14 protein-coding genes are annotated in these 19657 nt (G+C 28.4%); all 14 read right to left on the bottom strand.

Annotated elements, in window-relative coordinates; all coding sequences use genetic code 4:
• Window positions 1-1311 (bottom strand): hypothetical protein, encoded by a 1311-nt coding sequence (locus tag SCHIN_RS04575; RefSeq protein WP_166508456.1) that lies wholly within the window; start codon window positions 1309-1311, stop codon window positions 1-3.
• Between the two features lie 14 nt (window positions 1312-1325).
• Entirely contained in the window at window positions 1326-2240 is a 915-nt protein-coding gene (locus SCHIN_RS04580) for an RluA family pseudouridine synthase (protein WP_166508457.1), read from the bottom strand.
• A gap of 3 nt (window positions 2241-2243) precedes the next feature.
• On the bottom strand, window positions 2244-3017 hold the full coding sequence (locus SCHIN_RS04585) for a signal peptidase II (protein WP_166508458.1): 774 nt from the start codon (window positions 3015-3017) through the stop codon (window positions 2244-2246).
• 15 nt (window positions 3018-3032) lie between these two features.
• The gene (ileS, locus tag SCHIN_RS04590) at window positions 3033-5741 is read right to left on the bottom strand and encodes an isoleucine--tRNA ligase (RefSeq protein WP_166508459.1); all 2709 of its coding nucleotides are present in this window, start codon (window positions 5739-5741) and stop codon (window positions 3033-3035) included.
• Between the two features lie 252 nt (window positions 5742-5993).
• On the bottom strand, window positions 5994-7661 hold the full coding sequence (locus tag SCHIN_RS04595; RefSeq protein WP_166508460.1) for a hypothetical protein: 1668 nt from the start codon (window positions 7659-7661) through the stop codon (window positions 5994-5996).
• 38 nt (window positions 7662-7699) lie between these two features.
• Complete coding sequence (locus SCHIN_RS04600; protein WP_166508461.1) at window positions 7700-8038, bottom strand: hypothetical protein; 339 nt, start codon at window positions 8036-8038, stop codon at window positions 7700-7702.
• Window positions 8038-8892, bottom strand: a complete 855-nt coding sequence (locus SCHIN_RS04605; protein WP_166508462.1) for a MurR/RpiR family transcriptional regulator — start codon at window positions 8890-8892, stop codon at window positions 8038-8040. Before SCHIN_RS04605 ends, SCHIN_RS04600 begins: the two co-directional genes overlap by 1 nt.
• Window positions 8893-8894: 2 nt before the next feature.
• Complete coding sequence (locus SCHIN_RS04610; RefSeq protein ID WP_166508463.1) at window positions 8895-9914, bottom strand: hypothetical protein; 1020 nt, start codon at window positions 9912-9914, stop codon at window positions 8895-8897.
• Window positions 9871-10905 (bottom strand): ABC-2 transporter permease, encoded by a 1035-nt coding sequence (locus SCHIN_RS04615; RefSeq protein ID WP_166508464.1) that lies wholly within the window; start codon window positions 10903-10905, stop codon window positions 9871-9873. The genes SCHIN_RS04610 and SCHIN_RS04615 overlap by 44 nt, the downstream gene beginning before the upstream one ends.
• A gap of 8 nt (window positions 10906-10913) precedes the next feature.
• Entirely contained in the window at window positions 10914-12203 is a 1290-nt protein-coding gene (locus SCHIN_RS04620; protein ID WP_166508465.1) for an ATP-binding cassette domain-containing protein, read from the bottom strand.
• A 27-nt stretch (window positions 12204-12230) separates the two neighbouring features.
• Window positions 12231-13160 carry an alpha/beta hydrolase gene (locus SCHIN_RS04625; protein ID WP_166508466.1) on the bottom strand — a complete coding sequence of 310 codons (930 nt, stop codon included), beginning with the start codon at window positions 13158-13160 and terminating at the stop codon, window positions 12231-12233.
• Between the two features lie 69 nt (window positions 13161-13229).
• Complete coding sequence (locus SCHIN_RS04630; protein ID WP_166508467.1) at window positions 13230-15569, bottom strand: ABC transporter substrate-binding protein; 2340 nt, start codon at window positions 15567-15569, stop codon at window positions 13230-13232.
• Window positions 15570-15583: 14 nt separating this feature from the next.
• A complete protein-coding gene (gene oppF / locus SCHIN_RS06395; protein WP_166508468.1) occupies window positions 15584-17752 on the bottom strand; it encodes an oligopeptide ABC transporter ATP-binding protein OppF in 2169 nt (722 codons plus the stop codon).
• Window positions 17753-17754: 2 nt separating this feature from the next.
• Window positions 17755-19647, bottom strand: coding sequence for an oligopeptide ABC transporter ATP-binding protein OppD (oppD, locus tag SCHIN_RS06400; RefSeq protein WP_208057180.1), 1893 nt, complete (start codon window positions 19645-19647; stop codon window positions 17755-17757).
• Window positions 19648-19657: the final 10 nt, after the last annotated feature.

Genomic DNA, 19657 nt, shown 5'->3' on the forward strand with positions numbered 1-19657 from the left:
CTATTTAAAAGGTACCAATGAAATTACACCATTAATATCTTGAAGACTAAATTGTCATCCATTTAAGTTATAGATTATATTATTTAAATAATTTGTTTTCATAACACCAGTTTGTGCGTAAAACGCCAATGTATACATTGATACAAAGTCTGGTGCAATACCATATGATGGTACAAACAAGAAAATAAATGGTAATAAAATTAAACCAATTAGCATAATTATTGGGAATGCTAAGTAAAAGTCTGGTCTTGAGTAATCATATGTAAATAACAATGTAATTGAACCACTAATCCCAGCAGCTGTTACAATGATTAAATAATCACTTGAATCTTTAAATAAAATAGTATACATAATCATTACAAGTAATGGAAGAATTAATCTGTTTTTTGAAAATAAAGTAACTGTATCGCTTTTTTTATTTCAAGTTGTAACACCAAGAACAGTGATTGTTGATGATGCAAAACCTAAGATTCCAGTAAATACCATTCCTGGAACCATAACCGATAAAAAGAAACCAGTTAAAGGATATGTTACAAACATAATAAATGCATATTTTCAAGAACCTATGATTCCTTCTGTATATCTTGCAAGTCTAATGTATAAAACCAATACTATAGCAACTTCAATCAACGCTCCAAAGATTCCTGCAGAATGCAGTGAGAATCCGTAAGTAAATATTCTTCAGAATTGGTGACCTACAATTGTTAATGCTCTATTTGAACCACCAAAGAATAGCGAAGCTATTCCAGTATGTGCTAATCCATCAACTTTTGTACTTAAAAATATTCAAAGCCCAAAAGTTATAATAGGAATAATACAGAACAGCACCATAAGCGACATCGATACAGCAGTTTGGGTGTTCATACTTGATACTAATTTTTTAAGTTTTTTATTTTCACTACTGTTTGGATTTTTAAGTGACTCTAAAATTTCTTCTTCACTTAAATCAGGTTCTGACTCTTCTTGTTTAGTTTCTTCTAAACTTGTTATTTTTGGAAAGTCTTTAATTAATTGTGCTTTTGCCTCTTTTAAATTTGAGACACAAACAACATCTTTAAAACTCTCTTCTGTAATAGAAATTTTTAAAACATTAAAAGCTTCTCTTTTTCCAGAAGTATGTTTTTCTTTAACTTTGAATATTTTACCTTCAACACCACTTAATTCCCCAATACCAATAGCTATTAGTTGCGTTTTGTTTTTTGGGTTCACTAAAACTGAAATATAATCATCACTCTCAACAAGATCTGCCTTATATTTCTCAACTTTTATAAAATAATGTACTAAAAGTAATTTTAAATCACTATTATTCATTTGCATTCTTACACCTAGTTTTCTAACTCTATTATTTTATCATTAAATTCTTTTGGAATTTCACAAGTATAATCAATTTTTTCACCAGTTATTGGATGAGTGAAAGAAAGTTTATATGCATGCAAGTATTGACCAAATTCTACTTTTTGGTCTTCTCTAAATGCATATAAAGGGTCACCTACAACTGCGTGCTTGATAAATGACATATGAACTCTAATTTGGTGAGTTCTACCAGTTTCAATCACACATTTGATTAATGTGTGATTTTCAAAACGTTTTAAAACTTCAAAATGAGTTTTTGCATGTTTTGCATTAATTTCAGTAACTGTCATTTTTTTTCTATTTCCACGATGTCTCCCAATTGGAGCATCAATTGTACCTTTTTCAGGTTCAATTACACCATGAACTAAAGCTATATATTCTTTATGAATTTGATTGTTAGCCAACATTTCAGTCAACTTTTTATGAGTTTTATCGTTTTTGGCAACAATCATAAGACCTGTTGTCATTTTATCAAGTCTATGTACAATTCCAGGCCTTAAATAACCTCCAATTGCAGAAAGATCTTTGATTTTAAACAATAGTCCATTTACTAAAGTTCCATCAGGATTTCCAGCAGCTGGGTGAACTACCATACCATTTGGTTTGTTTACAAGCAATAGATCAGAATCTTCATAAACTATTTCAAAGTCTAAATCTTGAGCTATTGCTTCAATTTCTTCAGGTTCTTTTGCAATAATTGTTATTTTATCGTTTTTAAGTAAATTATACTTTGCACTGACAATATTGTCATTTACAAGAATAAATCCTTGTTCTATAAGTTTTTGAATATAACTTCTTGAGAAATCAAATTCTTCTTGTAAGTAATTTGTTGCATACTTATCAAGTCTTCCACTGTCTTCTTGTAATATTATCTCAATATTGTCCATACATTATTTCTCCTGTTTATTTTTACTATTTTTTTTATATTCTTTTCAATCTTTTTTTATATTTTTAGAATTTGCTAAATATTCTTTATAAAAACTTCATTGTTCTTTAACTTTTTTACCTTTAACATTTGCAAGATATTTATTTTCATTTATATGTAATTTGTCTTTAAAGTCTAAGTAAGTTTCAAGTTTTTCTGGATTCTTTTTGAAAACTTGTTGTTTTACTTCTTCTACACCCATTAAAACAACAGTTAAGAATAATAATCCTACTGCTATATTTACAAATAAATCTGCAAGATTAAAGATATAACCCCTAAACAAAGGAAGGTCTATATCTCATTGTAAAAAGTCAACAACCCCACCCCTTACTCCATTGTTATCAACTGGAGCTCAAGCTCTAGCAATTATATTTCCAAAACTTCCAGCTAACATTACACAAATAGCAACAGTTCACAATTTTGTATTTAAAAATACAAAAGCTACCATTAACATAACTGTAACAATTGCTGCAAGAGTAATTGCAAGAGTTGGATTTCCAGCATTCATTCCAAGAGCAGCTCCTGTGTTAATTGTATAATTAACACTTAACAAGTTTGGTATAAAAGTTTTTGTTTCTCCTAAATGCATTGACCCCGAAACTACAGCTTTTGATATTCAATCAATTGCTACTAAAATAACCATCATAGGAACACATCAAAGAACTTTAAACCTTCAATTGTAATTATAATTTTTCAAAAATATTTTAATATTTTTGGATAAATCTTTTATCCCATCCATATTTCATTCCACCTTTTAATTAATAACATCATAACATCTTTGACAGATGTCTTCTATTAAATTATCAAAAATACCTCAACATCTTTGGCATTTTTCACCAAGTTTTTGTTCAACTGAAACAAAACCTACTTTTACATCATTTGATACTTGGTTATCAACAAACTCAATTGAGTTTACAATCAATACTTGATGTAAGTCTTTTATTTGTTCAATAAATTTAAATTCTGGTTTTAAACTAATTGAAATTTTTGCTTCAAAACCTTTTTTAATAATTTTTTCATTTCTTGCTTTTTCAAGAGCTTCATTAACATCATCTCTTAAATCTAAAACTGTATTTCATCTATCTACCAAGTCATCTCCTTGTAAGAAGTTTTGTGTTTTTAAGTCTAACAAGTGTACAGATTTTTCATGTTTAATATTTGTAATACTTTGGTAAACCTCTTCAATTGTGTGAGGAATAATTGGTCTTAAGATATCAATTAACATTCATAATTGTTCATACATAACAGTTTGAACTTGTCTTCTTCTTGTTGAGTCTTGTTTTTCAACATAAATAATATCTTTTATAAAGTCTAAATAGAATGAAGAAAGATCGTTAATTACATAGTTATTGATTAGTTTGAATGCTCCATTAAAGTTATAGTTGTCAAACATGACTTTAAAACTATTTTTAGTTTTTGTTAAGTTATGTAAAGCAAACTCATCAACTTCTTCTAAAACTTTTTGATAATTTGCAACTGGGTCAAAATCAACAAGGTTAGATAAAATAAATCTAATTGTGTTTCTTATTTTTCTATAAGACTCAGAAACTTGTTTTAAAATTTCTTTTCCAATTCTTTGGTCATCTGTAAAGTCAGTTGAACAAACTCAAAGTCTTAAAATGTCACTTCCTAAATCATTTGCAATACTTAGTGGGTCCACTGTATTTCCAATTGATTTAGACATTTTTTTACCCTTTTCATCGTTTGTCATACCGTGTGTTAATAATTGTTTGTAAGCTGGTTTACCATCAAAAATTACTGAGTTAATCATTGATGAGTTAAATCAACCTCTATATTGGTCGTTACCTTCTAAATATACATCAAATGGTCTTTGTAATCCAAAGTTCTCTTGCATTACAATATTTGAAGTTCCTGAATCAAATCAAACATCTAAAATATCTGTTTCTTTTGTTCAACCTTGTCCTCTGTATTGTTCTGGTAAGAATTCATCTGCTTCAAGTTCAAATCAAGCATTTGTTCCTTTTTTCTCAATTACTTGAATTGCATATTCAACAATTTCTTTTTCTAAAATTGCTTGTTTTTTATTATCATAAAAAGCAATAATTGGTACTCCTCATAATCTTTGACGACTAATAGTTCAATCATTTCTATCTTTAATAATATTTCTTAATCTCTCTTTTGATCAACTTGGATTTGTTGTAACAGAAGTTTCAATTACTTTGTCAATTTCAGGTTTTACAGAATCTAAACTTACAAATCATTGGTGTGTTGCTCTGTAAATTACAGGTTTTTTAGTTCTTCAATCATGTGGGTATGAGTGTTTTACAAATTTAAGTTTTAATAAATAACCTTTTTCTTCTAAAGCCATACCAATAACTTTATTTGCATCTTCATAGAATAATCCTTCAAGTCTTTCATCTTCAACTGTAACATCAAATTTACCTTGATCATCAAGTGGAGCAAAAGCTTTCATTCCATTTTCAACAACAACTCTAAAGTCATCTTCTCCAAAACCTCCAGCTGTATGCACAAGACCAGTACCAGCTTCACTTGTAACGTGATCTCCCAATACAACTTTTCCTGTTTTGTTATCGTATCATGGGTGTTTGTAAACTACCCCTTCCAAATCAGTTCCAAAGAATTCTTTTTCAACTTCATATCCTTCTCAACCAATAGTTTCTGCAACTCCACTTACAAGTTCTTTTGCAATAACAAATCTTTTATCCATTCCATTTGGTTTAACCAAAACATATTCAATTTCACTACCAGCACAAATTAATTGGTTTGCAGGAATTGTTCAAGGAGTTGTTGTTCAAATAACTAAACTTACATTTTCTCCTTGAATTCCTTCAACCACAGGACATGCAACAAAGATTGTTGGTGATTTAATTTCTGCATATTCAATTTCAGCTTCTGCAAGTGCAGATTCACTTGAAGGTGATCAGTAAATTGGTTTTAAATCTCTATAGACTAAACCTTTTTCAACCATCTTAGCAAACACTTTTAATTGAGTTACTTCATATTCTGGAGTTAAAGTAATGTATTTTTTGTCATAATCTGTAAAAATACCTAATCTTTTAAAACCATTTGACTGAATTTCAACCTGTCCTAAAGCATATTCTTTACATAAATCTCTAAAAGCTGATGGTGATAAAGATTTTCTATCAACACCAGTTTTAGTAACAGCTGTTTCAATTGGAAGACCGTGTGTATCTCATCCCATAATGTAAGGTGAGTTGTATCCAGTTGAATTTTTTCATCTAACAATAAAATCTTTTAAAATTTTATTTAATGAGTGACCTACATGGATATTTCCATTTGCATATGGAGGACCATCATGCAATACAAACTTAGGTTTATCACTATTTAATTTTAGTTTTTCATTATAAATATCTTCTTGCAATCATTTAGCTTCAATGTTTGGTTCTTTTGTTTTTAAATCAGCTTTCATATCAAAGTTTGTTTGCTGAATTAATAAAGTATCTTTGTAGTTTTTTTCCATTTTTTTCTTCTCCTATAAAATAAAAAAACGCTCCTTTAAAAGGAGCGTTTGATCGCGGTACCATCCTTAGTTATGCATACTAAAAAATGCATATCTCTTACATTCTATAACGCGAATACCGTGGAGTTTTACTTGAAAACTTTTCTTTCTTCTCCCATTAAAATAAGTGATAAATTTATATATTAAATGTTAGTTCACACCACCCACTAACTCTCTGAAAAGTAATTATATAAATCTTTGTCTTATTTGTTTTTATTCACCGTCACCGTTTCCATCAACGTTTGGTGAATCATTGTTAAATATTGAATTAAATAAATCCACAACTCTTGCATAGTTTTCTCCAAGATTGTCATTTATTGCATAATTATTAAATCCAATAATTCTTTCTTTTGCTTCTTCATCTAATGCATTGTAAGCATTTGTAAAGTTTGATGCATTAAATGTTGTATATAAAATTCCATTTTCTGTTTCTTTTGTTTCTTCATCATCGAATCTACCCAATGAATTTATAGCTATTTGAATTGGACCATATTTAATTGTTTCAAAATTATTGTATCTAGCTCAATTTTCATCAGTTAAGATTTTTAAAAATGCATAATAGAATATTTCTGTTTGATTATGAACTCTTCTTGGTGCTATAGTATCTTTTGGTATTTTTATACCGTCAATTACAGCATCTTCATAGAATTTTAAATTATACTCATTAAAAATATTATAAACAGAAGGACTTGTAATATCTAAATAACCATCAAGTGCATCATTTAAGTCACTAATTGCTGTTCCATGTAACTCTAAGTGAGTTGAATCAAGATATTCAAATCTTGGTGAAGTTGTTATTAAGAAATCTTCGTTATTTAATCATTTTTCTAATTTAATTTCTCTTGATATTTGAGATAAAACTTTTTTGGTAACGATATCTGCCATTGATCTTCCAGTTAAAGACAATTCAATTCCATCTAAATTTAATTTGTCAACAACAGATTCTTTAATTTGTTTTTTTAAGAAATCTTTTTTTGATCATTTTAAAGTCATTCTATCATTTGTAGAACCACCAATTGAAACAACATATTTTTGTCCTCTTTCTTTTGCGTCAGCTCTAGATTCAGTTAATTTTTTGTTTGTGTCTTCTGTTAAAAACGATTTACTTGCATCAGGATTGTAACAAGTTTTGTCTATTCCTCAAATAGTGAAGTTTGGATTTACAAAACAACTATTTCTTGTTAATGCTTGGTCATGAGCTTCACTAGTGATTTTTTCTAATCCTTCATCAAAGACTCCCATTCATAATTCTATTCCATCATTTCCACCTTCACCAAAGCCGAGGTTTATAATGTCATAATCTTTCTCGGCTGCCTTATCCAGTGTAAAGTCTGTACTTCCATTACCTCAAGCATATCAGTAACCAGCTAATTTCTTACTATAATCATAGTGAAAGTCAACTTTATCACCAATTTTTATAGTTCCGCTGTTTTCATCAGCAATTTCTGAATCACCTGTCTCTTGTTCTCCATCAATGTTTGGTGTTTCTCCATCAGTGTTTGCTTCTTCTTCAAATAAAGTGGTGTCATCACTATTATTTACTTTAAAAGTGAATTTAACTCTACCTTTCAAAATATTTGAATATGGTGCCGCCATTAAATAAGCTTCATATTCATCATCTGCAATTTTAAGTATTTGTTCAAAACTTAAAGCAGCATATCTTTCAATTTCTTGTTCAGAGATGTTTTTTAAATCCTCTTCATTATTTTTAATAATAGCTAACATTAAGTCTTTTTGTGTTATTTTTGACACAACTATATCGTTTAAATTAAGATTTAATCTTTTTACATCAATTGTTTTAATATCTCCACAAGCAACAACAGATGCTGCTGTAGATACAGTTAACGATAAAGTTGCTGCTAAATTAAGTAATTTTTTCATATTAAATCTCCCTAAATATTATTATAATAAAAAAATGTCTATTTTTTGACATTTTCCACTATTTTTTTTGCTATATTTTTTATCTCTTCTTTATCAAAAACAAAAATCTCTTTATTTTTATCTAAAAATTGTTTTGACAATATTTCTAAATCTTGAGGGTTTTCATCCACACGTTTTAAAAACTCTTCAATGTCTTTTTTTATCATAAAAGCCATATCAACAGATTTAGTTATAATTTTTTCAGCATTATGTCTTGCTACTTCATAAACTTCTTTTGTTTTTACAACGCCATTATTTATGTATTGTTCTTTTTGTTTATATAAATCTACTTTATATTCAAGATCTTCAATTCTCTTTAAAAGTTCTTTTTCATCCATTATAAATGACCTTCAAAGTTTCAGTTAAGTGAAATAGCACTTGTTTTTTCAAATTTTTCTCTAAATTCTTCATTTAGTCCAACAATTATATTGAATAAAACGTCCAATATTATCATTTCTCCAGGAACTGAAGAAATTGATGGATATTTAATTTTATCCATGTTTAAAGTTTGAGTTTCAATAATGTATGCATCTTTTGAAATTTTATCACCAATTAAATCCTTAGTTGTATCAATATCTGTTGTTAAAACTAACATAGGTATTTTTTTAGCATAAGTTCATTTGATTGATTCAATAATTTCTCTAGTTCATCCAGTTCTTGTGATAAACACACAAAAATCATTTTCATCAAAAAACACAGCTTTTTGAGCAAAAGTATGAATGTTACTTACTCTTGTTGCATCAACATTAATTCTTGATAAGTTTAATACAAATGAACTTGCAGAAGTTTGTTGTTGTTCTAAACCAAAAACAACTATTCGATTTGAACCATAAATCTTTTTAGCTATTTCTTCTGCTAATTTTGGATCTAAAGCATTTAAAGTTTCATTAATTGTAAATAAAGCACTACCTCTAACATTGTGAATGATTTGTTCAACTGTTTTTTCTTCTCCAAGTTTGTAGTAATCACTTTGCATTCTTGATTTTTCATAAACAAACATTTGTGCTGCTTTAAAACTTTTAAATCCAAGTTTTTTACAAACCCTTGTCATTGTACTTGGACTTACATTACTCGCTTTTGAAACTTCTTGAATTGAATGACTACAAAAATAGTCAGGATTTTCGTTTATTTCCTTAACGATAGCATATTCTGTACTGTTTAAATTTGATTCTTCTAAATTTAAGATTTTCACTTTTATTTTCTCCCTTTTTTTATTTTTTTCTTCTTAATAGATGCTTTGACTTCAATTTCATCATCAAATCTATAACCAAGTTTTTCTAAATGTTCTTTTCTCAAGTTTTGAATTTCTTCAAAACTTGTACTTCTTTTAATATCCCTAATATATTTAGTAGATAATTTCAAAATAACACTAGAACCATATCCATCTTTTTTGTGATACTTTGCTTTTATTATTATAACCATAATTAGTATAGTTAGTAACAAAATAATGCAAGCAAAGGTAACAATATAGGGTAAAGCTAAATTACCCTTTAATTTTCAATCAACACTGAATTCTGGGTCATTATAAACCAAGTTTTTTGCATTTACTCATCCCGCTTGCATTACATTCATCATATAACGAGGTGGAAAAGTATAGAGCATGATATTTAACCAAGAATAATTTGCAATAATTTGGTAAGGATAGGCACAACCTAGTAAGTTATATACAAAGATGTACATAGTTATAATTAAAATCATACCTTTCATGGCATTTTTAAAGAACATATCAATAGTAATAGCCATTAAAATAACTAAAAATCAAAGTAAAAATACAGCTGATAAAAACATTGTTCAATTTACACCAGCTACAATTTCTCTTTGTTCTGGGAAAATGGCAATTGTTGCCATAATCATTACAAACCCCATACCCAAACAAATAGTAAGATTGGCAACAATTGATGCACTCATTCTCAATAATGGATTTACTGGTGTAAAATTCATAATTGTTGTAAAACCATTTGCTTTTTGTAGAACCAAGTTTCTATGAAATAATTGCATAGCAACTCTAGCTACCATTGCACCAATAGCTGATGCCAATATAAAAGGATCTCCTTCTCTGAATAAAAGTCACATAAATAAAGTAAATGTAACAATAATCATTCCTAAGAAAACACTAATTGGAGATGAAAAAAATGACTTAATGTAAAGTTTATAAAAATGATAAAAAATTCTAAGATTTTTTCTTTCCTTTAGTTTTAAACTTATCCCAGACATTTCACAGTCACCCCTCTTTTCTTAACTCTCTTAGTTCTAAAGTTAATTCTTTTACAGATTTATTCATTGATTTGTTTACACTTATAATATTATTTAATTCTTCTAAATTTTGAGTTCTTTTAATTGAGTAAATAATACCTAAGTGTTTATTTCTATTTGCATATTTCTTATATTTTCTATTTTCATATTCAAAAGCTCTAACAGAAATAAAAGCAAGTAGAAGCGCTAAAAACAAGATTCAAACAACACTTGTAACATAAGGTATTCAAGCATTTTCATTATAACCAAATCCAGTATCGTGGTTTGGAATTGTAAAATCAGGACTATCAATTCAACCTGCTTGCATGATGTTTAATATATATCTTTGAGGAATTATAAAGGTCAACTTCATCAATCAAGGTACTGTTGATAAAGTTGTATAAGGAATTCCAAGCCCTAATAAAAAGATTGCTCCAAAATATGTTATATTTCCTAAAACCAATGCTCATTCAAGTTTTTTTTGAGTAAAAGCAATAATAAAAGCCATTAAATTACACATAATAATCAAAAGAATATAACCTATTGAAAACATAAGCCAATTGACGTCTGCTACTTTTATTCTTTGATCTTTGTAAAGCATACCAACACAGAAGAATAATATTGTTACAATTAGGTTTGCAACTTGATTAAATAAAATCATTAAAGTAAATACAAAACGTTTTGAAATTTTTGTAGAAAACAATCTATTAAAAAAATCCTTATTTTTAAAATCGTGAATAGTTCTAATAAAATTAAATAAACAGTTTCGGATACAACTAACCCCAATTGCTGAAGCTAAAACGAAGTTATCTTGTTTTAATCCTGCAGATTCACTTGTATCTTTAAATGAAAGTCAAACGACTAGAGTAATTAAGGTAATTATTCACCCTGAAAAAAGATTAAAAAGATCTTTTTTGTAGTTATCAAGTTGTAAACGTCATAATTCTTTAAAAATAGATCTTTTATTAATCATAATTTAACTTACCCTTCTATTTTTTTGTGTCTTTCTCTTTGTTTTGCAATTTTTGCTTCAAGTTTCATAATTCTAATTTCTTCTTGAATATATTTTTTCTTCAAGAATCGTAAATTTTGAATTTCTTTTTTTGATAGTTCTGCTGTAATTTCATTTCCATAAACTATAACACTATCTGTTTTAAACATTGGTAGTAAATCATCTTTTAGATAGACTAAAAATGGTTTAATCTTTTTCAAAAATGAGTCAACTGGTTTTTTAAATAAATATTCATCATCATTTTTTTTGTTTTCACGAATTGCTTTTTTGATATGTTTAATTAAAATTTTAATTTCTAACTTAACATTGTCAACATTAGTTTTATTTAAAGCATTTGAAGCTAAAAAGATTAATTTATTGTGTAACTCTTGAACGTGGAAATTTATGTTTTTTACTTTTACTAATGTTTTGTCTATATCTAAGTTTTCAGATATATTTTCATTTTTAATAAAGTGTTCATAAATTTCATAGAACTTTTCTAATCTTAAATTAAATTTTCTTAAGATTGGTTTAAAAACAGGGTCTGGTTGAGGTTGAGACTTTTCTTGCTCAATAGACTCCATTAAATTTACAGTGTATTCTTCAAAATTAAAACCTTCTTCAAGAGAATCTGTATAATCATCAGATAAAATCATTCCAGAATGCATAACAACAATTCTGTTACATAAAGATTCAAACAATGAATTGTTTGGTGACATAATCACAAATGTTGCGTTATGTTCTTCTTTATATTTTTTTAAAAATGCAATTACTTTTGCTTTCATATCTAAACCAATTGCATTTGAAACTTCATCCAAAACAATAAGTTCAGGTTTATGAATGAAAGCTAAATAAAGTGAAAATAATTGTAATCATGAAGCATTACAAGAATTTAAAACTTTATCTCATCTTTCTGTAATATGGAAAACATTTGCTAACTCATCAAGTCATTCTTCATCTCGAATATTGTAAATATCTATGTATAAACTTACGATATCTTTAACTTTAAATCCATCAGGTCAAGATGTATTTCTAAACTGGAAACCAATTGAAGACATTGTATCTCCCTTTTCAAAGTTATACTCAATAATCCCACCTGTTTGAACAATTTGGTTTGCAATTAAACGACCAAAAATAGTTTTTCCTGATTGATTGGGTCCAATAATTGCAACACCATCTCCTTTGAAAATTTTTATATTCACTTTTTTAATTGCTCAAATCTTTTTATCAAATATTTTAGAGACGTTTTCAAGCACAACCATAAGTTCTTTGTTTTCCATAATTACACCTCTTTTTCTATATACCAATTATTCTTCTAAATTTTTTAAAAACTCATCAACTAATTCAAAGTATTTATCAGTATGAGTTGTTTGTGATCTAATGTGAGCACCTGTTTCAAAGATATGAATCATATCTTTTTGTTTTAAAACTTTTCTTTCTTCAAAAAATAACATTGAATCTTGATAATTTGTTACTAAATCCTTTTTTGAATGAAAGAATAAAATCGGGAATGACTTTTTATTTTCTTTTATTAAATTTTTTACGTCATATTTTAAAATGTCAATTCCAAAATTTTCTTTATACTCATGAATTAAATCAGCGAATAAGTTTTTAATTTGATTATAAACTAATGGGGTTGAAAATTTTAGAACTGTTTTCAATACCTCTTTAATCTCAAAATAAGGAGAATCTGAAATTCCAAATTTTACATTGTAGCTTTGGAAAGTCAAATCATTTATTAGAGCAGATAAATTTAAAGTAAATGCTCCCATACTAAATCCTATCAAACCAATTTCTGAAGGAGTGTAATTTATATGTAAAAATCTTAAAGCAGTTAATAAGTTTTGGTATTCATTTGGACCAAAACTTACCATTCCTTCATCAGATTGTCCGTGGTTTATAAAGTCAAAGGCTAAAATGTTGTAACCTTTTTCAGCCATAAATCATGCAGAAATGGCACTAGATTCTTTTGAAGAACTGTAACCATGTAAAGCAACCATTCATTTGTCTGTTTTTTTGGGATTTAAGTAAGTTATTATTCCAATATCTTCAAATTTTTGATAAGTTCACTCTTCACCAAGTAGAGAGGTGATTCTTGGGTCAACACCCTCTTCTTTTAAAGAGTCTACATACAGATCTAAAATACTTGCATTAGAAAAGTTACTGTATAAGTAGTCTGAATTTTCTTTAGTTTTATTTAACAGTTTTACTATAACATTAAAAATCAATTGTTTCATAACAGTTCTCCCTTTACAATTTATTTTAATATAAAAAAACTACTCTTTTGAGTAGTTTTGAAATTTATATTATTTTCAGTGGTCTTGATCTCTATGAGATGTTGGGTCTGCACTTACTTCTGCTAAGTTTTCTTCATAAGCTTTCATAACTGCTTGAACAGATTCTCTATTTAATAATCTTTGGTTTAAGACAACATCATAGTATCTGTAATTTCCTGTACCAAAAGCTTCATAAGTTCTTGTTCAAGGTTGAACAAAACTTACTACATATTGTTTTGGCATTGCTCTTGTGTAAAGAGGTAACATCATAAAGTTTTTGTATAATAAATCAGATTCAATTTTTGAGAATGCTGTAAATCTTGAAACAGATTCAGTTTCAGTTCTATCAATTTTTTGATATTCATCTGAGAATTTTTTATACATTTCATAAGCTTTTTCAGTTTCGCCCTTTACATAATATGCATTTTGGAAATAAATTGTTTCACCTTCAGATTTGTATTCTGTAAAGTCATTAATTGCTGTTCCAACTTTTTCTCCACTTTTTAGAGAAGTTCTAATCAATCTAGCTGTACCATTATAAGAAGAATAAGATCCTCCAAGAGTAAATGTTTCTAAGAATGTTGCAGGGTCACTGTAATCAGGACTTCATCCTCCAATATATAGATCCATAGCTCCTTGAGCTCCTTGTTGTCTATAATCATCTGTTGATGATGGTACGTCAGTTTGAATAAAGATTGGGTTACCTTCTAATCCATTAAACTCTTTTAACATTAAGTTTGTATATGGATTTACACTTGCATTTCCTGTTGGTGATGCAATCAATCTTAATACAACTCTATTTTCGGTAACTTTTTTACCATTGTTTAAAGTTACTTTTGTAGAAGTTGTAGTGATGTTGTTAGCTTTGATGTATTCTTTAATATCAGAAATAAGTTGCGCTTTAGTTTTACCAACCAAACTTTCTTCTTTGTTTAAGTAAACATCTGTTCCATCAGAAATTGTATGTGAACCTGTTGGTGCTGTTGTACCTGCAATTTCATCATATCTATCAGAAACAAATTCTGTATAATCTTTCTTTACCCCTTCAACTGTTGTTGAAGCAACCCCAACTCCAGTTCATGAGTTTCTCAACATTTGAGAAGTTTCGTTTGTATCAATAGTTTTTGAAAAGTATCTAACAAATTTACTTCTGTTTAAAGTTGTAGAAATAAATGATCTAACATCATCAGATTGTAATAATCTTGAAGCTGCTTGTGCTTGTTTTTGTTTTTCACCTTGACCATAAACTGCGTTTCAGTTTGCTAAGTTAAAGTTTAAAACAAATGAACCAGCAGTATCAGGGTGTTTTGTTGCATAAATTCCTTCAAAGTTAGGATTTTCAAAATCACTACCTACGAATTTTTTTCACCCTTTTAAGTCATCAGATGAAAGTGAAAATTCACTAATTGATCCAGACTCAAATAAAGTTCTTAATCTTGAGGCTGATGAGTTATCAACGTATGAGAATTCAATTCTCTCAACAGTTCCTCTTTTTTGTTCCAAATAATAATTTTTGTTTCTTTCAAGAATCACTTTGTTATTTGGATTTGATTGAGTTACAACATAAGCTCCATTGAAATAAGCTTTTGAAAAGTCTGCAGTATCATCTGCAAAACCATCTGCGTTTTCTGTATAAATTGGTGAAAATACTGAGTAAGTTAATAAACTTTCAAAGTATGGAGCTGGTTTTGTTAATTTAAAAGTAACTTCACCAGTTTCGTCATTGGCAACAATACCAAATTTATCACTGTTTATAAATTTTTCTACATAAGGTTTTGTATAGTTTACTCCTTGTTCGGGATTGTCAGGAACAATTGCGTTTCCGTTTTCATCTTTATTACTTAATAATGAGTCGTAAAGATCTGCTGCCCCAATAATAAATGATGTTCATAATGATGACACATCACTTGCATTTTCGGGCATCAACGCAAATTTAGCAGCTGTTAAGATATCACTAGGTTTTACTGTACCAACAACTTCATTTTTTGAGTTAACTCAATTGATTCCTTTTCTTATTTTGTAAGTTCATTCTGATTTATCGCTATTAAATTTTCCGATGTAAGTAGGATCTTGTCCATCAACTCCAGATGTATTTTCTACAAGTAATGGATAAATTCTACCAAATTCATCAGTTGATAATAATGTATCATTAGTATTTGCAAGTACTTTTTGGTCTTCTGCTTGCATTGTTCTTGCAGTGTTATATGAAGAAACGTTATATGTATATGGGAGTCTCATGACTTTAGGGTCATTAACCATATTTAATAAACTATTTACTCCAACTCCACAAGCTACAACACTTGACGCTGTTAGAGTAACAGCTGCAGTTGCACTTAAAGTTGACAATAACTTTCTAAATAAAGTATTCATTTTTTAGCCTCTCTCTAACCTTTTTTTAATTTAGATTTGATTTCTCTAATCTCTCTTTTATTTGCTCAAACAAAATGACCTGGTAATACTTCTGCAAAATATGGTAGTTCGAAAATGTAATCTTCGTGTTCTTTTTCCGGTTCATAAACAATTAATTTTGTATTTCTTGCAAGTTCTGGTTCAGGAACTGGAATCGCTGATAATAAAGCTCTTGTATATGGATGCAAAGGATTTGTAAACAACTCTTCTGCTGGAGCAAGTTCTACGATTTGTCCGTGATAAATAACTGCAATTCTATCAGCAACGTGTCTTACAACTGATAAGTCGTGAGCTACGAAAATAAATGTTAAGTCCAATTTTTCTTTAAACACTTTAAATAAGTTTAAAACCTGAGCTCTAATTGAAACATCAAGAGCAGAAATTGGTTCGTCAGCTACGATTAATTTTGGTTTCATAGCTAAACTTCTTGCAATCCCAACCCTTTGTCTTTGTCCTCCAGAAAATTCATGAGGATAACGTGACAAGTGTTCAGGAAGTAATCCTACAGCTTTAATTAATTTTAAAACTATACTTTTTTTAACATCAGTATCTTTAATTTCTTCAAAAGTGATTTTAGAGTCAGGATTTTCAGCGTTGTATTCATCTAGGTAAAGTTGTTTTGCTTCTTCACCTTTGTACAATTCTTTAAAGTTTTCTAAACCTTCAGAAATGATTTCTTCAATAGCCATTCTATCATTTAATGATGAAGCAGGGTCTTGGAAGATCATTTGAATGTTTCTTCTGTTTTCTCTTTTTTTAGCTTTTGTTTGATTTTTAAATAAGTAAGATTGTTTTACTATTTCATCAATTGATGGCAAGTCTAAGAATTCAGTCAATTCAATAAATGATTCGATTTCTTCTTCAGTGTAAGTAACTTCAATCCCTTTTGCTTTATTGTAAAATTCGATTGAAGGTCTATCTTTAACAATCCCTTTTTCAATAATTTTTTTAATATATAAAAACTCTTCATATTGTTTTTCAACTTCAGCTTTATCTAAAGTTGAATTTTTTTCAAGTAACTCTTTTAAATTTTCTTCAAATTCAGTACCACGCAATAATTTTGCTTCCTCTTTAATAGCTGAAGTTATTGTTTGGTCTTCAAGTAAAGTTTTAAGAATTTTTTCAGTATCTTTTAAGTTAAAGTTCTTTTTAGATCAAAAGTCTTTAACAAAGAATGCTGCTTGTTTGTAAAGTGGATCAGATTTTTCAACCCCTTCACTTTCTAAACGAGCATGTTCATTTACACAAACTCTGTAAAAATCTTCACGGTCAATGTAAATTAATTTGTTGTAGTAGTTAATGTAACTTTTTCTACTATTTTTTGGTGCTGCCAATGCATCAAGTTGCATTTGCATTTCTCTAACTCACTCTAATTGTTTTAAAAACATTTTGTGGTTATCTGTTAATACTTTTCATTTACTAAATGTATCTTTAAAGTATTTTTCAACACTTTTCTTTTCACTATTCACAAAATCTTTGTGAATTTTTGAAATAGAAACGATTGATTTATAACAAGTATCTGCATATTCTTTTAATTCCAATACAGCTTCTTTAGTTTCTTTTAATTTTCTTGAAATTGATTTTTCAAGTTTAACTGAAACTTCAGGAATGTAGACGTGAAGATTTGTAACGAATTTAATCATTCTATCTTCATCTCTAACGATTGAATTAATGTGTCTTAAGTTTCCTAATAACACTTTTCTTATGTATGATAGTTTGCTATCTTTTAATTTTGATTGTGCAGCTGAATAATCGAAATCATTTTCTTTATCAGCATACATGTTATAAATTCCTTTTAATGAATTAATTTTTTTATCTAATTCTTTTGTTGTAACTCCCATTTTAACTGACATATCGTTGATTTTTCTTGTAATTGATTTATTAATTACGTGTAAACTTGTAGGTTTACCTGCAACAATATCGTCATTCATATAAATCGCACCATCTTTTAATGGTTGCACTCCAACAACAGCTCTACCGATTGTTGTTTTTCCTGATCCAGATTCTCCAACTAAACCAAATATTTCACCTTTGTAAACATCAAAGCTTGTGTTTTTTACAGCTTGAACTTTTTTTCCTTTAGTTCTGAACTCAATAACAAGGTCTCTAATATTTAAAAGAGTTTCTTTTGTTTCTGTTGACATAACTATCCTACTTTCTCTGCTTCTCTAATTGTTTCTTTTAATTTGTTTAGAATTGCAGGTCTTTCTACTTTAGGTGCTCTTGGATCTAATAATCAAGTTTTTGCAAAGTGTGTTTCAGAAACTTTAAACATTGGTGGTTCTTTAACATAGTCAAGTTCCATTGCGTAACGGTTTCTTGGCGCAAATGCATCTCCTTGTATTTCATTAAATAATGATGGCGGAGTTCCTTCGATTGAGTATAATTCTTCTCCTTTTTTACCAAGTTGTGGTAATGAAGATAATAATGCTCATGTATATGGGTGTTTTGAATTTTCAAAAATTTCATCAACTGTAGCTACTTCTACAATTTGTCCTGCATACATAACAGCAACTCTATCTGCAATTTTTGCAACAACCCCAAGGTCGTGAGTAATAAAGATAACTGTAAATTTGTATTCTTCTTTTAATTCTTTAATCAGATTTAATATTTGTGCTTGAATTGTAACGTCAAGCGCTGTTGTTGGTTCGTCACAAATTAATACTTTTGGACGACAAGCTAAAGCAATTGCAATAACAACTCTTTGTCTCATCCCCCCTGAGTATCTTCCTGGGATATCTTTAATTCTTTTCTCAGGGTTTGTAATTCCAACTTTTCTTAATAATTCAATAGCTTCTGCTTTAGCATCTTTTTTACTCATCCCTAATTGTTTTCTTAAAACTTCCATAATTTGGAACCCAACTGGTAATAGTGGGTTCAATGAAGTCATAGGATCTTGGAAAACTGTTGAAATAGTTTTACCTCTTAGTTGACGAATTTCTTTTAATGCTTTAATTTTATTTACTACATCAGAATGCTTAATTCTTTTTCAGTCGATCAAGATATTGTAGAAGTGATCTTGGTCAACTGTTTGTTTTGTCATAATTGATTGACAAATATTGTCAAGCTCTAATTCAAAACGTTTTAAATGTTTTCTTGAAGCAAAGTATTCTAAAATTACTTCTTTTTCTTCCTTGCTTCATTCTTCTTTAGTTTCAATAAATTTTTCAACTAAAAGAATAATTTTTGAGATATTTTTTCTTTGTCCCATATTTAATGGATTAATTTTTGTTACATCTATTTCATGTTTTAATATCTCAGAATAAATTTCGTTTACTCTTTCATCTCTAAAGCTAGCATCTTCTACAATTTTTAAAGAAGTATCAATGCTTTTAATTTTAGATTCTAATTTTAAAACTTTTTTGTTTATTGAGTTTTTTCCAGAGAAATCAGCACTTGAATCTATTGTTTTAATTTTTTCTTGTAAAACAAGTTTTCTAGCTTCTAATTTTTCCTTACTTTGTTTTCTTTGAGATTCTAATGCATCTCTGTCATTTGTTTTTGAGTTTAGTTTATCGTTTAATTCGCTAATTTGTTCTTTTAGAAGATCTATTTTTTGTTCTTCTGTTTCGTGTTCTAATCTTTCAGATAATCTGAAAATATCTAGTTCTAATTTGATTGATTTTTTATCACTAAATTTTGGGTTTAATTTATAAATGTGTTCAACACTTTTTAAACATGTTTTAATTTGTAATTTATTAGATTTTAAAACTGTTTTAATTACATCTTTTGCAATTAATGGACTTTGTAAGTTAACTAGATCGATAGGTTCTTTAAAATAACTTTTTTCATCAGCTATTGTTTCTTGAGTTGGTCTATAAACGATTGAACCATTACTTACTCAACCATTTGACTCTAGCATTCCTGTAAATGTTTTTGTAATTACAGATTTACCTGAACCAGACTCTCCTACAATTGCCAATATTTCTCCATCATATACGTCTAGATCTACATTTCTAATCGCTGTTAGAAATTTTCCTCTAACTTGGAATTTTACTTCCATGTTACGTACTGACAGAATTCTACTTTCTTTGTTCATAATGTTTTTC

The sequence above is a fragment of the Spiroplasma chinense genome (assembly GCF_008086545.1).
Lineage (GTDB): Bacteria > Bacillota_I > Bacilli_A > Mycoplasmatales > Mycoplasmataceae > Spiroplasma_A > Spiroplasma_A chinense.